Annotated in this window: 18 protein-coding genes; 9 read left to right on the forward strand and 9 right to left on the reverse strand. The window is 61.6% G+C overall.

The features are described from left to right. Positions 1-145 precede the first annotated feature (145 nt). On the reverse strand, positions 146-859 hold the full coding sequence (locus RA29_RS21060) for a DNA helicase (RefSeq protein ID WP_039689820.1): 714 nt from the start codon (positions 857-859) through the stop codon (positions 146-148). A 541-nt stretch (positions 860-1,400) separates the two neighbouring features. On the opposite strand from RA29_RS21060, the gene RA29_RS21065 reads away from it, so the two are divergent. Beyond that, positions 1,401-1,703, forward strand: a complete 303-nt coding sequence (locus RA29_RS21065; RefSeq protein WP_039689822.1) for a CcdB family protein — start codon at positions 1,401-1,403, stop codon at positions 1,701-1,703. An 80-nt stretch (positions 1,704-1,783) separates the two neighbouring features. Here RA29_RS21065 and RA29_RS21070 read toward each other — a convergent pair whose 3' ends face one another. The 8 genes from RA29_RS21070 to RA29_RS21105 are packed head-to-tail and all read right to left on the reverse strand — an operon-like array spanning position 1,784 to position 10,123. Beyond that, positions 1,784-3,631: a V-type ATP synthase subunit A gene (locus tag RA29_RS21070; protein ID WP_052249862.1), complete on the reverse strand. Its 1,848-nt coding sequence runs from the start codon at positions 3,629-3,631 to the stop codon at positions 1,784-1,786. Beyond that, positions 3,628-4,320, reverse strand: coding sequence for a DUF2764 family protein (locus RA29_RS21075; RefSeq protein WP_052249863.1), 693 nt, complete (start codon positions 4,318-4,320; stop codon positions 3,628-3,630). Before RA29_RS21075 ends, RA29_RS21070 begins: the two co-directional genes overlap by 4 nt. 2 nt (positions 4,321-4,322) lie before the next feature. Further along, entirely contained in the window at positions 4,323-5,000 is a 678-nt protein-coding gene (locus tag RA29_RS21080) for a hypothetical protein (RefSeq protein ID WP_039689824.1), read from the reverse strand. Next, positions 5,000-5,443 carry an ATP synthase subunit C gene (locus RA29_RS21085; RefSeq protein WP_039689826.1) on the reverse strand — a complete coding sequence of 148 codons (444 nt, stop codon included), beginning with the start codon at positions 5,441-5,443 and terminating at the stop codon, positions 5,000-5,002. Before RA29_RS21085 ends, RA29_RS21080 begins: the two co-directional genes overlap by 1 nt. Continuing rightward, positions 5,440-7,233: a hypothetical protein gene (locus tag RA29_RS21090; protein ID WP_039689829.1), complete on the reverse strand. Its 1,794-nt coding sequence runs from the start codon at positions 7,231-7,233 to the stop codon at positions 5,440-5,442. Before RA29_RS21090 ends, RA29_RS21085 begins: the two co-directional genes overlap by 4 nt. After that, positions 7,230-7,826 carry a V-type ATP synthase subunit D gene (locus tag RA29_RS21095; RefSeq protein ID WP_039689831.1) on the reverse strand — a complete coding sequence of 199 codons (597 nt, stop codon included), beginning with the start codon at positions 7,824-7,826 and terminating at the stop codon, positions 7,230-7,232. Before RA29_RS21095 ends, RA29_RS21090 begins: the two co-directional genes overlap by 4 nt. Next, positions 7,804-9,165 carry a V-type ATP synthase subunit B gene (locus RA29_RS21100; RefSeq protein ID WP_039689833.1) on the reverse strand — a complete coding sequence of 454 codons (1,362 nt, stop codon included), beginning with the start codon at positions 9,163-9,165 and terminating at the stop codon, positions 7,804-7,806. The genes RA29_RS21095 and RA29_RS21100 overlap by 23 nt, the downstream gene beginning before the upstream one ends. Continuing rightward, a complete protein-coding gene (locus tag RA29_RS21105) occupies positions 9,155-10,123 on the reverse strand; it encodes a carbamate kinase (protein WP_052249864.1) in 969 nt (322 codons plus the stop codon). Before RA29_RS21105 ends, RA29_RS21100 begins: the two co-directional genes overlap by 11 nt. 504 nt (positions 10,124-10,627) lie before the next feature. On the opposite strand from RA29_RS21105, the gene RA29_RS21110 reads away from it, so the two are divergent. The 8 genes from RA29_RS21110 (at position 10,628) to repA (ending at position 20,651) form a co-directional block, all read left to right on the forward strand. Beyond that, entirely contained in the window at positions 10,628-11,305 is a 678-nt protein-coding gene (locus tag RA29_RS21110) for a DUF6778 family protein (RefSeq protein WP_052249865.1), read from the forward strand. Positions 11,306-11,434: 129 nt separating this feature from the next. After that, positions 11,435-12,526 carry a polysaccharide biosynthesis/export family protein gene (locus tag RA29_RS21115; protein ID WP_039689955.1) on the forward strand — a complete coding sequence of 364 codons (1,092 nt, stop codon included), beginning with the start codon at positions 11,435-11,437 and terminating at the stop codon, positions 12,524-12,526. 169 nt (positions 12,527-12,695) lie between these two features. After that, positions 12,696-13,769 carry a replication initiator protein A gene (locus RA29_RS21120; RefSeq protein WP_039689835.1) on the forward strand — a complete coding sequence of 358 codons (1,074 nt, stop codon included), beginning with the start codon at positions 12,696-12,698 and terminating at the stop codon, positions 13,767-13,769. Positions 13,770-14,181: 412 nt separating this feature from the next. Continuing rightward, positions 14,182-15,897, forward strand: a complete 1,716-nt coding sequence (locus RA29_RS21125; RefSeq protein WP_082029669.1) for an alpha/beta fold hydrolase — start codon at positions 14,182-14,184, stop codon at positions 15,895-15,897. 3 nt (positions 15,898-15,900) lie between these two features. Then, a complete protein-coding gene (gene fabI / locus RA29_RS21130; protein ID WP_039689837.1) occupies positions 15,901-16,674 on the forward strand; it encodes an enoyl-ACP reductase FabI in 774 nt (257 codons plus the stop codon). Next, entirely contained in the window at positions 16,664-18,073 is a 1,410-nt protein-coding gene (locus tag RA29_RS21135) for a bifunctional enoyl-CoA hydratase/phosphate acetyltransferase (RefSeq protein WP_039689840.1), read from the forward strand. Before fabI ends, RA29_RS21135 begins: the two co-directional genes overlap by 11 nt. Beyond that, the gene (locus tag RA29_RS21140; protein ID WP_039689841.1) at positions 18,070-19,233 is read left to right on the forward strand and encodes an acetate/propionate family kinase; all 1,164 of its coding nucleotides are present in this window, start codon (positions 18,070-18,072) and stop codon (positions 19,231-19,233) included. Before RA29_RS21135 ends, RA29_RS21140 begins: the two co-directional genes overlap by 4 nt. Positions 19,234-19,460: 227 nt before the next feature. Continuing rightward, positions 19,461-20,651 (forward strand): plasmid partitioning protein RepA, encoded by a 1,191-nt coding sequence (gene repA / locus RA29_RS21145; protein WP_039689842.1) that lies wholly within the window; start codon positions 19,461-19,463, stop codon positions 20,649-20,651. Positions 20,652-20,653 lie beyond the last annotated feature (2 nt).

Raw genomic sequence — 20,653 nt, forward strand, 5'->3', positions numbered from 1 at the left:
CACGCTTCCCCTGAAATGACACGCTCCTACCAACGCCGTCGGGATCGGTTCCGGGTGAATTTGACTAAAGCGGCTGGGCCTGTAAGTCCGGTATGCGGACTTTGCGGACCTTCGACGAACGTCCGCAAAGGAATTCAGCTTGGTGCTATGCCGCCGCCTCTATCTGGATTTGGCCGTCATGTAGAAAACACTTTTTGTCGAAAAGCGATAGATCGACAGGGTTTGGCAAACGGATGTCGGCTAGGGTTGGCATGTTGCTCGACGATAGCTCAAAAGCGCGGTCGATCTGGGAGATTAGAACCACAACCGCTCCGCATTCGATGGCAAATTTCTTCAGCGCCCGGACTTGTTCTTCGAGCGGAGGGTTGCTGCGCTTCTGATCCAATAGCTGCAGGTAGTCGACAACGACAAGTGCGTGACCCGGCGAATTGCTGAGGCGTTCAACGATATGCGCTGCGCAGATATCGTCCGAAGTATCAACGACGACTGATCGGTCATGTTCGTTTGGATCGAAACCAAGTTTCGCGAACCGTATCCAAACATCCGCTTCATTGTAGTCCAATGAAAACACATAGCCTGTGCAATTATTCCTCTCTGCCAATGCAGCCAGTTCCAATCCAAGAAGGGTTTTCCCATGACCAGGGCGCGCACCGATCAGCACCATATCGCCTGAATTGAGTCGGCTCATGATTTCAGTGGCTGGTGTAGTTGAAGAGTAGCTGGACGCCAAATGGCTCCAGTCCTTGAAACCCTCATTGGTGGCAATACGGTTGAGTGCCTCGTGGAGCTTTATGCCATTTTCGCGTACGAGTCGCTTGGCTTGGCACTTAAGGGTGTAGATTGGCGAGGATAGTCTCATCGTGAACCTCCTTTTGCGAGCGGTCTCCGCAATCCCTCCTTATGCGCGTGCTCGAACAGGATAGGTCCGAAATCGTGTCGCTCCGCATGTCAAATGCTGCCCCAGCGGAGGGGGGAGGCCCGAGCGAGGCCATACTTGAACGCTACCCAAATCGCTGGAGAAACTCAATTCGATTTCGGTCATTCGCTGCATACTGACGAATGAGACGGTTGGGCTCGGAGCGGGCATCTGCTGCTGACGGTTCAAAGTCCGATTGATGTCAGAATTGCGTGACGCGGCTCCCTGTTTTGGCTCAGATCTTTGGACGGATTGAGGCAATAGTCTTTGACGTTCTACAGATCATAGGTATCACCAGTCCGGATGTGAGTTACATCCCGTGCGATGCCCCCTCCCCTTCTCTGCTCTGGAGCTTCGGGAAACCGATACTTGGCAGGATCCTTGTTATGGCTTTCACAACAGATCACGGAGTCGTCCCGAAACTACTCATCGCTTACCGGAAAACCGTACCTTCCGACAAAACCCCCAACCGCCCAGTCTCCTTATGTCCGATAAAGCAAACGTCTACGACATCCAGCCCGACGGCACGCTTGTCGTCGATGTGCGATCTGACCTTCTCGACCCGCTGAACACCCGCGAGGTGATCCCGCTCGTGCCGCTCGGCACCACGCTCCAACCTTCAAAGCACCTGAACCCGGTCATCCACATCGCGGAACAGGACCTTATCCTAGCCACCCAATTCGTGGCCGCCGTGCCGTTGTCCGAACTCAAAACATCGGTCGCCAGCCTGGCCGAGCACAACATTGACGTCATAGCAGCCCTCGACATGCTGTACCAGAGGCTCTAGGTCAGCACACCCGACGTATAGGACTTAGTATGTAAAAATCTACCGCTTCGAAAACGCGGTCCGACGGCGAAGTCCCTGTGTCACACCCCGGTAATCCTGTCCTCGATCTGTCTCAGCAGCGCCTTCAACTCCGGCGTGCCATCCGCCGCATAGTGAAAATTCTTGAACAGCCCCGTCACCTCAGTGAACCACGCCCGGATCGCGCCCTTGTCCTCCAGCGCCATCGGCGCATCGACGACCCGCTGCATCAGCCCGAACACGCGCTGCTGACGCTCCAGCGGCGCGCAACTGTCCACATCGTCAAACGCATCCTGCTGCAGATAGATCATGTCGACAAACAGCGCCTTCTGGAAGGTCACGTAATCCTCAAGCGTCACGCCTTCCTCGCCCGTGACCTTCATCATCTGGCTGATCTGCTCACCCCGCTCCAACAGGTCCTGCATCGCCTTCACCTTGCCGGTCCAACCGGGCTCGATATGCAGGTCGTACCACTCCGACATCTGCTCCAGATACCGCGACCACGACAAAAGCGGGTCCACCGCCGGATAGAACCGCTTGTACGCCCGCTCTGACGACAGCCCCAGAAAGCACTTCACCGTGGACAAGGTCGCCTGCGTCACCGGCTCGTCAAAATTCCCGCCCGCGGGCGACACCGTGCCAATCATGGTCAGGCTGCCCGTGGCCCCATCGACGGCAGTCATGACCCCGGCCCGCTCATACAGCCCCTTGATCGAACTTTCGAGGTACGCGGGATAGCCTTCTTCCCCCGGAATCTCCTCCAACCGTCCGCTCGTCTCGCGCATCGCCTGCGCCCAGCGGGACGTACTGTCGGCAATCAACAGCACATCAAGGCCCATCTGGCGGTAATACTCACCCAAGGTGATCCCGGTAAAAATCGACGCCTCCCGCGCCGCCACTGGCATGGAGGACGTGTTGCAGATGATAATCGTCCGATCCATCAGGCTCCCGCCCGAGGTCGGGTCGGTCATCTCGGGATACTCGGTAATGGTCTCCACCACTTCCCCCGCCCGCTCACCGCAAGCGACGACGATCACCACATCCACCTGCGCATTGCGCGCAATCAGGTTCTGAAGCACGGTCTTGCCCGCGCCAAAGGGGCCAGGAATACACGCCGTCCCGCCCCGCCCGATGGGAAAGAACGTGTCGATCAAGCGCTGCGAAGTCAGCACCGGCGTGTCGGGATATTTCCGCTGCACAGCCCCGGATTTCAGCAAATCCCCCGCCATCGGCCGCCGCACCGGCCAGCGCTGCGACAGGGGGATCACATGCTCCTCTCCCCCGTCCGAGGTCAGGCGCGCCACAGGATCATTGACGGTCACCGCCCCCTTCTGCACCCAGTTCACGGTATAGCTGCCCGTCCAGTTGAAGGGCAGCATGATCTTGTGGGTAAAGCGGCCCTCGGGCACCGTGCCAATGGTCTGCCCGGCGGTCACGGTGTCACCCAGCTTCACTGACGGGGTAAAGGACCACTTCGCCGCTCGGTCCAACGGGTCCACATCGGCCCCACGGGGGAGGAAAATGCCATAGGCGTTGGCCACCTGCTTCAGCGGCGCTTGCAACCCGTCATAGACCTGGCCCAACAATCCTGGCCCAAGCGCCACAGACAAAAGCTGCCCGCTTTGAACCACCGGATCACCCGCTGCAACGCCTTGAGTGCTTTCATACACCTGCGCATCGGCGGTATTGCCCCGGACCCGCAGAATCTCAGCCTTCAGCCGTTCTTGCCGTCCTCCCGCAGCCAGACGACTGGGCAGAATGAACACCATCTCGTTCTTGACCAACGCCCCCGGCGACCGATCGGGCTGGTCCAGGGCTTCGATCTGCACCAACCCTTCCTGCACAGCGACAATGCGGGCGGTTGCGACCTCTGCCTCAGCGGCAGGCGTCCTTTCAGCGACGGCACTCATGCGCTGACTCCTTCCGCTTGCAGATGCGGGAAATGCCGCAAGGCGTCCTCGGACAACTCGGTAAAGCGCTGTGCTGCGGCCACGCTGTCGGCCTTGGCCCAGCGGTCAAAGATGTTCCACTTCAGCACGTAAATCACCACCGCCTCGAAATCGAAGTGGTGACGCCCGGCATGACGCTGCAACTGACGAAAAGTGACATCCAGCAGATGGCGTTGCAGCGCCAGCGGATCACCCTTCTCCAAAAGCTGCCATGCCTGCCGCAACCACGGCATGGACCGATCAAGGCCAAAGGTCGTATCCCCCCAATTGGCCGCAATATGCGAGGTCCAGACGCCATAACCCCAGTCTCCTTGCGGGGCCCCTGCCCCACTGTGCCGCATCCGCAAGGCAGCGACAGCAGTCCGCAACTCCATCCGCTCGTTCACAATCCGGCGCAAGGTGCGTTGGGGCAGATCAGTCATCACCGCCTTGGCCCGGCCCACAAGGGTGCGCAGGTCCGAGCCGCGATCATAAGCGGACCAGCTCAGCAATCCCTCGATCCGCGCAAGCGTCCGGGCATCGCCCTCGCTCAGCGCCGACAAGCGCCGCTCAAGCCGCAGGCGCGACAACGGCGGGCGCTTGGCTACGAACAACCGCTCGGAACTGGGCAGGCTCGCCACCAGCGAGACATAGGCATCAGGATCAGACATGGCTATTTGATCACCCCCTCAAGCACGGCGCGAAAGCGCGGTTGCAAATGCTGCATGAGCAGCGCGGCAATGGCCTGGTCCGACAGATCCAGCGCCACACCATCCTCACCCGCCTGTGCGCGGATACCGGCGTGCAGATCGCTCGCGGCGAACAGCGTCACACCCTCTTTCAACTGATCCTGCGCAAGCCCCAGAACATACTTTGTCAGCGCGCCCGACTGGATGTCATCGGCATTGGCGGTGATCGCCTCAGGGCCAACCACCTCGGCGGGCAGGATCACACTGGCCCCCTGCCCCACCGACGCCGCCTGCCCGGCCCGGCCGACCAGCTCCAGCACCATCTGGCGCAGCATCTCGAGGTCGGACATCTGCGCACTCACCATGCGCTGCACATCCTGCTCGAACTGGGCCATGAGCGTCGATTTCATGGTCAGCACGGCGTCCCGCATGGCCGTGTTCAGCGCTTCCTCGCCCGCGCGCGCATAACGATCCGCCGCGCGCTTGGCCTCGATCCGGGTCTTCTCGGCAGCATCCTCAGCCTCGGCCACGATCCGCGCGGCCTCCGCCTGCGCATCGGTCACCAAACGCTCCGCCTCCGCGGTCCCGGCAGCCACACCGTCATGGCGCAACCGTGCAATCAGTGCATCGACCCCTTTGGCCGTCTCCTGCTCCGTCGCCATCACGCAATCCCCGCGCTGATGACCAGGGCAAAGACAAAGGCAAAGACGCCAAACCCCTCAATGATCGCCGCAGGCGCCAGGGCCAGACCAAAGATCTGAGGCTTCTCCTTTGACGCATTGATCGCCGCGGCACAGGCCCGCCCCTGCCAGATCCCGCAATAAAGCAGCGCAACACCCGCCAGCAGCCCCACACCAAAGAGGCCCCCGGCATTCTCCAGCGTCACCTCACGGTTCAGCGTGAACATGATCACGATGCCATAGATCACAAAAGTCGACGGAAAGGCCGAGATACCGACAAACCGGCCATAGCCGCCCTCGGTCTCCAGCATCGCGCCAATGCTCGCCTGCCCGGCAATCGAACAGCCGATGGAACTGGCCACAGCCCCCAAGGCCATAGGGGCAAAAATACCCAGCCAGCCCAATGCAATCACCAATTCCGTCATTCCTGAACCTCCTTGCGGGCAAAAGCCCGGAAGGGGACGCCTTCCTCGGGCAGCCCCCATTTGTAAAACTCGATGAAATTAAGGCGCAGGCCGTGAACCACCCCGCTCATCATCGCCAGCGCAAAGTTCAGCACATGGCCGATGATGAAAATCAGCAGCCCGCCCAGCAGGCCCAGACCTGACCCCGACGCCATCACATCCACCGCCAGCCCGTTGAACGTGATGGCAAGTGACGCAGACGCCAGCCCAAGCGCAAACAGGCGCATATAGGAAAGCACATCGCCAAACAGGCCCATGGCCCCCGCGACCCCCTTCAGCCCGTCAAACCCGCGCCACAACCAATCGCTGGGCTTGGTCACGGGCCGGTCACTGGCAAACCACATGACCAGAACCAGCCCCAGAACCATCAACGCCCCGCCCACGTTGAGCGGCCTCCCCTCCAGCCCACCAATCCAAAGCGTCACGCCGCCTAAAAGCAACGCAATCCACCCCAGATTGCCAAACCGGCTGCGCGTCGATTTCGCGGCAAAGGCCATCACATTGGCAAAACAGATGTGCAGAACCCCGATCAGGATCGACAGCGTCATCATCGTGTCAAAGTCATTGAGATCGAGGAACGCAAAGCCCGCCAGCACCCCACGCTCCGGTGGGCCAAACCCGAAATAGCTGCCCACGATCACGCCAAAGGCTACTGTGGCCCCCGCCAGATACAGCCCCATCCGCCCCCACCCCCGCAGCGCCGCCGTGGCCCCCAGCCGCTGCCAGAACAACAGCACACCAACGGCCACCATCGCGCCGTACGCCGCATCCGCCACAATCATGGCAAAGAACAGGGCAAAGGACAGCATCAGCATCCGCGTCGGATCCCAAGCGCGGTAGTTTGGCACCTGATAGAAATTCGCCAGATCCACGCCCGCCCCCGCCTCATCCGGTTGCTCAAGCAACGTCGGCGGAACCTCATCCCACGCAGGCGCCTCGATCAACACGGCCAGCCCCAGATCGGCACAGGTCCGCTCCACCTCCGGCACCCGGGCCTCCGGCACCCAGCCCTGCACGGCAAAGAGATCCGGATCGCGCAGGGTCTGACTGTCAGCAAAGGCACGCTCGGCCAGCGTCTCCGCCTCCGACAGATTGGCCCGCAGCAACGTCAGAAATCGCGTCATCGCCATCCGCTCGCCCTGCAGCGTCTCAATCTCGATCTCGGCGGTCTCCAGATCGGCCTCAAGCACCCGCCCCGGCTTCGACCCCAGATGCACACGCGGCACGGGAAGCAGATCAACGGGCGGCTCCTCCGGGCTCAGAACCACCACAAACAGATGCCGCGTGTCCTGCCCGACAATCTGCCAGGGCAATTCCACCGATTGCAGTGCGGCGCGATGCTTCACCGGCAATTGCCAGAACCACAGCCGCTGCCCGGCCAGGCTCTCCAGCGGCGGAAACTCGAAATCCCCCCAGGGCTGCATATGCGCCAACCGATTGGCCAACGCATCCCGCCGGTCACGCGCCGCGCGCAGCCGATCCTTCAACGCCAGCGCATCAGCGACAAAGGCCTGAACATCGAACTCCGGATCACTGCGCACCTGCCGCCGCGGTCCCGGCACCACGGCCAGAAAGCGCAACGCCTTATAGGCATCCTCCGCCTCCCGGCTCACCCGCTTCTCCACGCGGCTCTCAACCGGGCACATCGGCAGCAAGTGCATCGCGCCCAACTCCTGCAACCGCGTCAGCGCCACATCCTGCGCCTCAACCGGCCCCACAAGGCTCAGCTTCTTCAGGGGCGCAATGCTCATGCCGCCCCCCGCTTGCGCTTGGCCAGCTTCGACCGCGTCACTGCACTGGTCTGCTGATCGCCCAGATAAATCCGGATCTTCTTGATGTTGGCCCGCGCGTTGGGGATCAGCACCTTGTCAAACAGGTTCAGCCGCTGGGTCACGGTCTGCACCGCCTTATCCAGCACCTCCACCCGCTGCCGGGCCACCTGCACCCGTAGCCGCGCCGTCAGCATGTCGTGCAGCAGGTGCGTCACGTGATCGACCCAATGGGGCAGCACCATCTTGGAATAGGGCCGCACCGTCACCTCGATCCGGTCGAGCACGGGCAGGCGTGTGCCCACGACATTCTCTTCGGCCAGATGATAGTCGGTCAGCTCCACCAACCCGCCCAAATCAATGTCGCGATTGCTCAGCATCGGCACATCGCGACCCACCTGCGCGGCCAGCCGGTCCACTTCCTCCTGCAAAGCCGCAACTTCGGTCACAGCCTTTGCCCGCTCCGCCATCAACTGCTGGCGCTTCAGGTCGAGCGACGGCAAAAACCGCTCGAACGACCGCAGCTGCGCCGCCTCGCGGGCGAGCGAGGATTTATTGAGCTGCAACCGCGCCATGCGACCCCTTGGGGAAATACTTGTCGATCAACGGCTGCTTCATCAGCAACTGCGCAGGCTCAAAGCACTCGGCCAGCGTCTGCCAGCACAGATCCAGCGCCTCCTCCAGCGGGATCGACACGTTGATGTCCATGAACCGCGCCCGGAACAGATCACCAAATTTCAGCACCTGCCGGTCATAGTCCGACAGCTCAAACGCCATCGCCTGCTTCTGCGCCGCGTCGCGCGCCTCGGAGTAAAACCGGATCATCGTGTTCATGATCTGGCCGTGATCCTCGCGCGTGGTCTTGCCCACCACGTTCTGCTTCAGCCGCGACAGGCTGCCGAACGGATCAATCACACCCGAATGCAGGTAAAACTGCCCCTCGGTGATATAGCCGGTGTTGTCCGGCACAGGGTGCGTGACGTCATTGCCCGGCATGGTGGTCACCGCCAGAATGGTGACCGACCCGCCCTTCGCGTAGTCACACGCCTTCTCATACCGCCGCGCCAACTCGCTATAGAGATCGCCCATATAGCCGCGCTGCGATGGCACCCGCTCCTGGCTGATGCCCACCTCCTTCATCGCATCGGCATAGGCGGTCATGTCGGTCAGCAGGACCAGCACACGCTTGCCTTCTTCGACCGCGAACTTCTCCGCCACGGCCAGCGCCAGATCCGGCACCAGCAACCGCTCCACCAGCGGGTCAGACGCCTGATTGACGAACATGACGGTCCGCGAAAACACCCCAGCATCCTCGAAGGACTGCCGGAACGTGTGAAAGTCGTCAAAGATCAGGCCCATGCCGCCAAACACGACCACATCCGCATCCGCCTGAATGCCAATGCGCGCCAGAAACGGGTTGTAGGGCTCGCCCGACACCGAAAAGATCGGGATCTTCTGGCTCTCGACCAGAGAATTGAACACATCAATCATCGGCACATCGGTGCGGATCATCCGCTTTGGCACCACCCGCTCCGCCGGGTTCACCGATGGCCCGCCAATGTCATAGCGCGGCTCACCGCCCAGATCGGGCCCGCCATCCACGGGCGCCCCTGCCCCGTCAAACACCCGACCCAGAATGTTCCCAGAATACGGCACCTGCATCGGATGCCCCAGAAAGGTCGCCGTCGCCCCCGTCGAAATCCCCTTGGTCCCCGAAAACACCTGCAAGCTCACGACATCGCGCTCAATCCGAATGACCTGCGCGAGCGAAGATGCCCCATCGACGCTCTTGACCACAGCCAGATCGCCATAGCGCACCACACTGTCAGCGCCCGCCTGCTCCGGCACATGGACCTTCAGCGTGTCGCCCACAATCTCCAGCACCTGCGAGTAGCGGATCAGCTCACGTACCATGGCGCATCTCCGGGGCCAGCGCCGCACCCGGCTCGGACGCAGGCTCATGAAAGGTGATGCCGGTGACGTCCGGGGAAATTACCGTGCCGCGCGCGCCGGCGACCATGGCACTCAGATCACACAAGGCCCCAATGGCAGCAGGCTTGCCCGTGGCGCGCACGAACTGACAGGCCGCCGCCACCTTCGGCCCAATGGACCCGGCGGCAAAGGCATGGCGCTCCAGCGCATCGGGTGCCGCCGTCTTGACCGCACGCTGATCGGCCGTGCCCCAGTCCAGACAGACGGCATCGGCACCGGTCGCGGCCAGAAACAGGTCCGCCCCAACCTCCCGCGCGATCAGGGCGGCTGCGAAATCCTTGTCGATCAACGCATCGACACAGACCAGATCGCCCGCATCGTTATAAGCAGTCGGCACCCCGCCCCCGCCCGCGCACAGAACGATCGTTCCCTGCTCGACCAGCCACTCCAGCGGGCGCTTCTGGAAAATCCGGCGCGGCACCGGCGTTGCCACCACACGCCGCCAGCCACCGCCATCGGCACGCATCTGCCAGCCCGTGCGCACCGCGATCCGCTCCGCCTCCGCCCTGTCATAGACGGGGCCGACACAGTGCATCGGGGTGTCAAAGGCCGGGTCATCCGGATCAACCTCGATCATGGGCACAAGGGTCGCAATCGGCGTGTCAAAGGGCAGCCAATTGCCCAGCTCCTGCTCCAACATGTAGCCGATGAGGCTATCGGTCTGCGTGCCCATCACCTCTGCCGATGGCCCGGCCTGCCCCTGCAACGCCAGAACGCCGGGCTGCGGCCCATCGCCATGGGTGACAACCACCTGATGCTCGAGCGCAAGCTTGGCCAGGGCCTTGGCCGCACTCACCAAATTGGCCCTGTGGGCGTCGCGGGACACATCCGGCCCCTGCGGCAACAGGGCCGCAGACCCCAAGGCCGTCACAATCCGCATCAGAAAACCCCCCCTGCCCTGCCCGCACCAGGCAGGCTGCAGGCGCACGCACCCAGCGGCACAGTCAGGACAAACAGCATGGTATGATCACCACTCGGAAGCTTCATATTCACCCGGTCAACGGCCTGGCAGGAGCGCTTGGCACGGCAGATCCTGACGCGCACTCTAGGCATGGCGCGCAAGGGCGGCTTGACCTGCATCAACTCGGTGCGCGTTCTCTGAGAAGTTGCCGCTGCGTCACCTATCGGCGCACACCGCCACAACCCCGCGCCATGACAGATGCCCGACCACCCCACACCTGCATCGGCGGAAATTTTCCGGCGCTCAGTCCCCAACTTGCTGGGATGCAGGTACCCGCTATAGTTGAACCAGAAAACATGCTTAAGCCATTGCTGGGGGGCAGAATTTGGTCATGCACAAGGTCCGCGCGGCAGAACGACGCCGCAAATCGAAACGTTCTGAAACATCTGCAAGAACGGACATTCTGCGCATGGGCGGACTGCAATGACCACGGCACAGCACAGCGCGTATATGCGCACCGCCCAAACACATAACCGCACCATATCACGGGTCGCACGGCTGGCTTTGGTCGGCCTCTGCGCCCTTGCCCTGTCGGCATGCGAACGGAAATGGGAAACAAGCTACAATCAAAACCCCACGCCCGAACAATCGGCGGCCTGGCGGTTGAATGCAGTGTCGGTCGATGTGCCGCGAACACTGACCGTATCCGAGGCTGACAACTTCTCCGCCGCCGATGGGGACATCGTCTGGCGGGGCGAGCCGCCCGGTGACCGCTACATTCAGGTGCAACGCATCATGCAGGAAGCGGTCGAAACCGGTGCAGCCACGCTGTCCAGCCACGGGCGGCCCGTCAATGTGAACGTGACGGTGAACCAGTTTCACGCGCTCACGGAAATGGCACGCGCGCGGCTGACCGTATCCGGCGTGCACAATATCAATTTCGATATTGCGGTCGTCGATGCGCGCACAGGTGCCGTGCTGGCGTCAGAGGCGGGGGTCTCTGCCGACCTCGTCGCCTTCAGCGGACAGGACGCGGTACGCGCCGAAGCCGCCGGGCAAAGCCAGCGCGTCCGCATCGTCTCGCATGTGTCCAACGTGGTTGCAGGTTGGCTTGGGACGGGACCGGATGTGCGCCAGACCTTTTCGCGGATCGGCACCTAAAGCAGCGCAGCGGGCCCGTCATCAGCACGCCCGCCCGCAAGAACGAAAAGACATTGGGGGAACCGCCGGCACTTTCTTCGGCGCAGTATGAATAGAACAACGATGATCAAAAAGACGCTTATTTTCATAATGCTATTCAGCATCCTCGCCTCATGCGGCCTGCCGCGGCCCGGACCCAACGCGCGTGAAATCCTCGCCTCTGCCCAGGTATTGAACGCCGAAGTTCTCGCCGTTCCCGTCAATGCCGACGTCGCACGTTTTGCGGGCCCCGAGGATCTCAGCGCGCGCACCGGCTTTCCAAACAGCTTTCTAGCCCGCGACCGCATCGATGCCGAACTGATCTATTCCGGTGATCTGCTGAACGTCACGATCTGGGAAAACATCGATGACGGCCTCTTTGGCGCGATCGAGGGGCCGTCGGTCCTGACCGAAGTGCCGGTCGACGACCAGGGGGCCGTGTTCATCCCCTATGCCGGTCGGGTACAGGCTGCGGGACGCACGATAGAACAATTGCGGCTTGATCTGGTCGAAGAAATATCGGCCCAGACCGTGGACCCACAGATCATGGTGGCCAGAATACCCGGCAATGGCGCCACCGTCACCGTACTGGGCAGCATTGCCGCCCAGGGTGTCTATCCCATTGATCGTTCTGCCCGCACGCTGCGGGCGATGCTGGCCAAGGCGGGTGGGTTCACAGACGAATCCGAATTGACCGAAGTGCTGGTGCAGCGCGGCCATGTCTCCGGCAGCATCTGGCTGGACGATCTGCTGGCGCAACCACAGTTTGACATCGCACTGATGCCCGGTGATCAGATCACCGTCCGGCAGGACCGCCGCGCCTTTACCGCCATTGGCGCGGTGTCGGGTCAGTCGCTGGTCGAATTCCCCAAGCCGACCATCAACCTGATAGAAGCGCTTGGCCTGGTCGGCGGGCTGGACCCAAGGTCGGGCTACCCCGACAGCGTGTTCATCCTGCGGGCAGAAACACCCACACGGTTGCAACAATTGGGCGGGGCCGCCTATTCCGGTCAACGCCAGGCCATCTATGCCTTTGATCTCACAGAACCTTCCGGTCTGTTTTTCGGCGAACAGTTCAATATCCGGGACGGCGATATCCTCTACGCCGCCGAGGCACCCTATACACAGTTCCAGAAAGCCCTATCCGCCATCACCGGTGTCGCAAGCCCGGTTTCCGGGTTGAACGATACGTTTTCAAACTAAGCGATCGTCGCAGGTTTACAGGGTGCGGTTACTCCAAGTGACCGCGCCCCTCACGCTTGGCTTGTGCCAAAAAACACCGACACAACAACATCTTGAAAATATCGGTACATCGGGAACACAAAACTCGGTATAACGGGAACACGTTAGATTCGGTACATCGGGAACGGACGTGTCAGACAAACAAGTGGACCTCTTCCTCGACCAACTCGCCGACGCGCCCGTTAAGGACGAGCGTGCGCTGATGGAGTTTCCGTTTTTCTCCCTGCAAAAACGCCCCCGTATGACGCCCTTCATCTTCGATGATGGCGTGGTGAAGATCGAGATCCAGCCGGGTCACAAGGGCATCGCCACCATCTGGGACAAGGACATCCTAATCTACCTAACCTCGCTCGTGAACGAACGCATCGAAAACGGCCGCTTCGACGCGGATGCGACCAGTTCCGTTCAGGATCGCACGATCACCTTCTCCGCCTATGATTTCCTAAAGGTCACGGGCCGCAGTTCCGGCAAACGCGCCTACGAGCTGTTCCTCGACGCCCTCGACCGCCTCCGCTCCACCAACATCCTCACAAACATCACCGCAGGCGACGAACGCGAACGCCGCGGCTTCGGCTGGATCGAGGATTGGCGCGTCATCGAACGCACCAACCGCCGCGGGCAAAAGGTTATGGGCGCCGTCGAAGTCACCATGAACCGCTGGATGTTCAACGCCATCGTCAAGGACCGGCGCGTCCTGACCATCAACCGCGATTACTTCCGTCTGTCCAAGGGGTTAGAGCGCCGCCTCTACGAGCTTGCCCGCAAACATGTAGGCCGCCAGCCCGAATGGTACATCGGCATCAAGCGGCTCGCCGAGAAATGCGGCTCCATCGACACTGAACGCAAATTCAAATTCCGCATCAACGAGATTTGCGAGGCAGGCACGATCCCCGACTACCACGTCCAGATCGTCGATCCCGCCTCCGTCTCCACCCCGTTCAAGCCCAAGGGAAAACAAGCCCTCGTCCGCTTCCAGCCGAAATTCGAGGACCAAAGCGTTCCCGATGTACCGAACGCCGCGGCGCTGGACGTCGCCCACTCGGTGCTCACAGACATCAAGCACGCAAACCCCGAATACGACATCCAGTACATCCTGAATGCGTGGCAAGAATGGGCCGCGAAAAAGGACGAACCGGTCAAAAACCCCAACGCCGCCTTCCGCGCCTTCGCCAAAAAGTACATCGAAGCCAACCCAATCTGGTGACTCGGTACTTCGGGAACACTCTATCGGTACATCAGGAACAGGCGCTTCGGTACATCAAGAACACAAGTTCGGTACAACGGGAACGCATCCTCGGTACATCAGGAACGGCGACAAAACCCAACACCCTGATATCCCAACATCTTTCCCCTGCCCTAACGCAATAACAAACCTAACCATATTTCTAACAGAAATAACTAGAAACCAAGCAATACCGCCTCTCCCCAACCCTATTTTCCTTAGAAAACAGCACCTCTTTGCCACCAAAAGCGTTCCCGAAGTACCGATAACGCCTCCAAACCCCATCCTCACAACAACATGGCAAATATCCGCCGATCCCGTCGGCTGTCTCACGCTTGTGATGCTGCACCCGCATTCATACCTGCGACGAGGATAAGCAGCCGGAGGGGCGCAGATGAAGGACTTCGAAACCAAAGAAACCGCACCGCCCGAACATCACCCTCTGCGCAAAACCCTCTCGACCCTCACAGGCGGCGTTTCTCCCATGGCGGCCACCAACATGTGGACCGATTGGGCCCTCCACCTCGCCACCGCCCCCAACAAGCAGCTCGACCTCGCCCGCCAGGCCCAGCAGAACTGGACCAACTGGCTCGCCTTCCTGGCCAAGGGCTGCCCCTCAGACCCCGACGAGCAACCCGCACAGCCCAAACCCACCGACCGCCGCTTTAAAAACCCAGCCTGGAACACACCGCCCTACTCCGCCTGGGCCCAAGCCTTCCTGCTCACCGAACAATGGGTCGACAACGCCACCTCCAACATCCCCGGCCTCACCCGCGAACACGACGCGGCCATGACCTTTCTCGCCCGCCAGATGCTCGACGCAGCCGCCCCGGGCAACTTTCTCGCAACCAACCCCGAAGCGCTCAAACGCACCGCCGAAACCGGCGGCCAGAACCTGATCGAAGGGGCGTTTCACGCCTTCGCAGATACACAAACCGCCCTCAAACGCACCCGGACCAAGCCCACCAAGCTGGTTGGCCAGGATGTGGCCGTCACCCCGGGCAAGGTCGTCTTCCGCAACCACCTGATGGAACTGATCCAGTACGCGCCGGCGACAGACACGGTACATCGGGAACCGATCCTGATCGTGCCCGCGTGGATCATGAAATACTACATCCTTGACCTCAGCCCCGACAATTCGATGATCCGTTACCTGACCGAACAGGGCTTCACCGTCTTCGCAATCTCTTGGCGCAACCCCGGCCCCGAGGACGCGGACGTAGGGATGCGCGACTACCTGCAACAAGGCCCGATGACGGCCCTCGACCACATCTGCGCGACCACCGGCACGGACAAGGTCCACGCCACCGGCTACTGCCTCGGCGGCACGCTCCTGTCGATCGCCGCCGCCCAGATGGCCCGCGATGGGGACAAACGGCTCGCCAGCCTCACCCTCCTCGCGGCGCAAACCGATTTTACGGAAGCCGGCGAACTGATGCTTTTCATCAATGAAAGCCAGATTTCCGTGCTCGAAGACGTGATGGCCGAACAAGGCTGCCTTGAGGCCGGCCAGATGATGAGCGCCTTCCAGATGCTGCGTTCAAACGACCTGATCTGGTCGCGGATGATCCGCCGCTACCTCATGGGCCAGCCAGATGCCGAAATGAACGACCTCATGTCGTGGAACGCCGACAGCACCCGCATGCCCGCGCGGATGCACTCCGAATACCTGCGCCAGATGTTCCTGAACAACGATCTCGCCACCGGGCGCTACCACGTGGGTGGGCGCGCCGTGTCCCTGCGCGACATCCGCGCGCCGATCTTTGCCGTGGGCACCGAAACCGACCACATTGCGCCTTGGAAATCCGTGTTCAAGATCCACGATCTGGCCCGCTCGGATGTCACCTTCACCCTTACCAATGGTGGCCACAACGCCGGTGTCGTCTCCAAACCCGGCCACAACCGGCGACACCATCGCATCCACACCATCCGCAACGATGAAAACACGCTCACGCCCGAAGATTGGTTCGACACGGCCCCGCTGTACCAAGGCAGCTGGTGGCCCGCATGGTCCGCATGGCTCGCCGACCGCGCAGGCGACAAAACCACACCCCCCAAAATGCCCGGCGCGCTGGAGGACGCACCGGGCACCTATGTCAAAATGGAGTAGGCCATGTTGCCAAAATCCCGGCTTCTCGCCGGTAAAAAGGGGCTCGTCGTCGGCGTCGCCAACGACCAGTCCATCGCCGCAGGCTGTGCGCGTGCGTTTCAACTCTCCGGCGCCGATCTGGCCCTGACCTACCAGACTGAAAAATCGCGTAAATTCGTGGAACCGGTGGCGCAGGCCGTGGGGGCAGACATCTTCCTGCCCCTCGACGTCACCGACGACGCGCAGACAGACGCGATCTTCGAGGAAATCCAAGCGCGCTGGGGACGGCTCGACTTCCTGCTGCACTCCATCGCCTTTTGTCCGCGCGAAGACTTGCATGGCCGCGTCGTGGACTGCTCCAAGGACGGCTTCGGCATTGCGATGGACATTTCCGTCCACTCGCTGATCCGTCTCGCAAAACGCGCCGAACCTCTGATGGCGGATGGCGGCACCATCCTCACCGTGTCCTATCACGGCGCGGAAAAGGTCGTGGACAATTACAACATCATGGGCCCAGTCAAGGCAGCACTTGAGGCGACAACACGCTATCTCGCTGTAGAGTTAGGGTCGAAAAACATCCGCGTGAACGCTATGTCGCCCGGCCCGCTGCAAACCCGCGCAGCCTCCGGCATTGACCATTTCGACGCCCTGATCGACGACGCCCGCACACGCGCCCCACTCAGCCAGCTGACAACGATAGACGAGGTTGGCGCCATGGCTGCCTGCCTGGTCTCCGACCTCGCCCGCTCCGTCACCGGAAACACTGCTTACATCGACGGAGGACACCATGTCGTCTGACCTCAACCCCAGCATGGGTTTTATCGAAAATCGCCCCTTTGACGACATCGCAGTCGGTGACAGCGCCGAACTGGTCCGCACCCTCACCGCACAGGATATCGACGCCTTCGCCGTGGTGTCAGGCGACGTGAACCCGGCCCACGTGGATGCGGAATTCGCGCAGGAGGATGTCTTTCACAAGGTCATCGCCCACGGCATGTGGGGCGGCGCCCTGATCTCAACCGTGCTGGGCACACAACTGCCCGGGCCGGGCACGATTTACCTGGATCAGAGCCTGAAATTTTTAAAGCCCGTGGGCATTGGTGACACCGTTACGGTGCGCGTAACGGTCACGGAAAAGCACACCGAGAAAAAGCGGCTCACCCTCGATTGCATCTGCACCAATGGCGACGGAAAACCGGTGATCACAGGGCAGGCGACCGTCATGGCCCCCACTCAGAAGATCCGCCGCCCCCGCGTGGTGATGCCCGACCTCGTCATGCACCGCCGCGGTGCTGCGCATGACAGGTTGTTGGAGGCCGCAACCAAGCACCCTGCCCTGCCCACAGCCGTTGTGCATCCTTGCGATACTGCGTCTCTAACAAGCGCTTTAGACACCTACGATCGGGGTTTGCTCCACCCAATCCTCGTCGGCCCCGCCCACCGTATCCACGACGTGGCCAAGGCTGAAAATCTCGATATCAGCGGCCTCGACATCATCGATACCCGACACAGCCACGCCTCCGCCGAACAGGCCGTGAAACTCGTCCGCGAGGGCCGCGCAAAGGCGCTGATGAAAGGTGCCCTACACACCGACGAAATCATGTCTGCCGTGGTCTCGAAATCCAACGGTCTGCGCAGCGAACGGCGGATGAGCCACGTCTACGTCATGGACGTGCCCACCTACCCCAAACCGCTCCTGATCACCGACGCCGCGATCAACATCGCGCCCGATCTGCAGACCAAGGCCGACATCGTCCAAAACGCCATCGACCTCGCCCACGCGCTCGGCATCGACACCCCCAAGGTCGCCCTCCTCTCCGCGGTCGAAACCATCACCCCCCGCATGCAGTCCACGGTCGAGGCGGGCGCCCCCTGCAAGATGGCTGACCGGGGCCAAATCACCGGCGGCGTGCTCGACGGTCCCCTCGCCTTCGACAACGCCATTTCCATGCGCGCCGTGGCAAGCAAGGGCATCACCTCACCCGTCGCGGGTCAGGCCGATATCCTCGTCGCTCCCGACCTCGAAGCCGGCAACATGATCGCCAAGCAACTCATGTATCTCGCAGGCGCCGAAGGCGCCGGGATCGTACTGGGCGCACAGGTCCCCATCATCCTCACCAGCCGCGCCGACGACCGCCGCACGCGCGTCGCCTCCGCCGCGATCGCCGCGCTCTTCAGCGGAGCCTTGGCCCGATGAGCCGCGCAATCCTGACGCTGAACACCGGCTCGTCGTCGCTGAAATTCGGCCTTTATCGCAACGGCCCGGAACCCGAGATGCTGCTCACCGGCCAGGTCGATGGGCTGGGCCCAGAGGCCCGTCTGCTGATCGAGAAAACCACCGAAACCATCAACGCCCCGACCCATACAGCCGCGCTGGCACAGGTCATCCACGCCCTTCGCCCACACATGTCAGGCCTGACCATCTCCGGGGTCGGCCACCGCATCGTCCACGGCGGGCCAAAGTTCGCGGAGCCCATGGTCTTGACCTCCGACATGCTCACTGCCCTCGCGGAGTTCTCACCCCTCGCACCGCTGCACCAGCCTCACAACTTGGCGGGGGTCGAGGCGGCGCGGGCGGCCTTTCCTGACGCGGTGCAGGTGGGGTGCTTTGATACGGCGTTTCACCGGGGGCATCCGTGGGTCAACGACACCTTCGCGCTGCCGCGGAATTTCTATGACGAGGGCGTGCGGCGGTATGGGTTTCATGGGCTGAGTTACGACTACATCACCGGCGTGATCGCGGTTGAAGATCCTGAGCTGCACAAGAAGAAAATGATCATTGCGCACCTCGGAAACGGGGCATCGATGTGTGCTGTCAGAGCTGGGAAAAGCGTGGGTTCCAGCATGGGGTTCTCGGCGCTGGACGGGCTGCCTATGGGCACACGCTGCGGGCAGATTGATCCCGGGGCCGTGCTGTATCTGATTGAGCAGCGGGGGATGGAACCGGGGGATGTTTTGGCGATGCTTTACAAGGAGAGCGGGCTTTTGGGGCTGTCCGGGCTGACCAGTGACATGCGGACTTTGCTGGGGTCGGACGCGCCCGGGGCGGGGGAGGCGATTGATTATTACGTGTTCCGCGCGAGGCGGGAGATTGGGGCTTTGACCGCCGTGCTGGGCGGGATTGATGCGCTCGTTTTTTGTGGGGGGATCGGGGAGAATGCCGCTGTTATCCGGGCGCGGATTTCGGAAGGGCTGGAGTATCTGGGGATTTCGGTTGATGCGGAGGCGAACCTTCGGAATGATCGGGAGATCGGCGCGGGGCCGACGCGCGTGATGGTTATTCCGACGGATGAGGAGCGGATCATTGCGCGGGCGGTGAATGTGGCGCTGTCGGAGCGGGTTGTGCGGGCCGGTTGAGGCTTTTGACAGCCGTGCAAATCGGATTACGCTTTTATAAACAGTAAGTTACGCTGTATTCACTGTTTCTTTACGCTCTCGCAAGGCGGCGCTCGACCGCTTATGTGCCACAGAAAACTGTTGTGGATAAGTACACGCTGCGGTAATCACAGTTCAAGAGCACAAATCGCGCAAAAAGCGGTATTACATGAGGCGGCAGCATGGGAAACCCCCTGTTAGAGACTGATATGGCCCCTTTGCCTTTCGATGAGATCATCCTGCGGCAAGGGGAATTGATCTCGGACAGGCTGAACATTCTGCGGCAGGAACAGTACCCGCCGAATGCGGAGAAGGGGCTGCGGTCGTTCTCTCTGGCGGAGGTGGCGTATTTCCTCGGCGTCACGCAATCCACGATCAAGAAGCTGCATCTGGAGGGGAAGGGGCCGGAGCCTGAAACCTCGCCCTCTGGTCGCCGGTCCTACACCGCCGAGCAAATGCTGGAGCTGCGCAGATACCTTGATGCGCATGGGCGACCCGGCAAGCGGCGGTATGTGCCGCATCGGAGCGCGGGCGAAGAGCTGCATGTCATCTCGGTCGTGAACTTCAAGGGCGGCAGCGGCAAGACGACGACGGCGGCGCATCTGGCGCAGCACCTGGCGCTCAAGGGACATCGGGTGCTGGCGGTGGACCTGGACCCGCAGGCGTCGCTGACGGCGTTGCATGGGATTCAGCCTGAGTTAGACTCTGTTTCATCGCTCTATGAGACGCTGCGCTATGACGACGAACGCCAGCCGATCAGTGCGGTGATCCGGCCCACGAACTTTCCGAACCTCGATATTGTGCCTGCGAGCCTTGATTTGCAGGAATACGAGTATGACACGCCTGTGGCGCTGACCAGCAGCGACCCGACCGAGGGGCGGACGTTCTTCACCCGCATCTCGAAGGCGCTGGAGGAGGTGGAGGATCAGTATGACATCGTGGTCATCGATTGCCCGCCGCAGCTTGGTTATTTGACCCTAACGGCTCTTACAGCGTCGAGTTCGGTGCTGATCACGGTACATCCGCAGATGCTGGACGTGATGTCGATGAGCCAGTTTTTGTTGATGCTGGGCGGTATCCTGCAAACCATTCGTGAGGCGGGAGCCGAGATGCGGTTGCAGTGGTTCCGCTATCTGGTGACGCGGTTTGAACCGACGGACGGGCCGCAAAAGCAAATGGTCGGGTTCCTGCAGGCGATGTTCCCCGAGCAGATGCTGGAGGCGCAAATGGTGAAGTCCACGGCCATTTCCGATGCGGGGATCACGAAACAGACGCTGTACGAGGTTGAGCGGGGGCAGTTTGTGCGCGCGACCTATGACCGGGCGATGGGGTCGCTGAACGCGGTCAATGACGAGATTGCGGGGCTGGTGCATCAGGCCTGGGGCCGTGACCTGCCGTGAGA

This window comes from Tateyamaria sp. ANG-S1, from assembly GCF_000814025.1.
In the GTDB taxonomy this organism is placed as follows: Bacteria; Pseudomonadota; Alphaproteobacteria; order Rhodobacterales; family Rhodobacteraceae; genus Tateyamaria.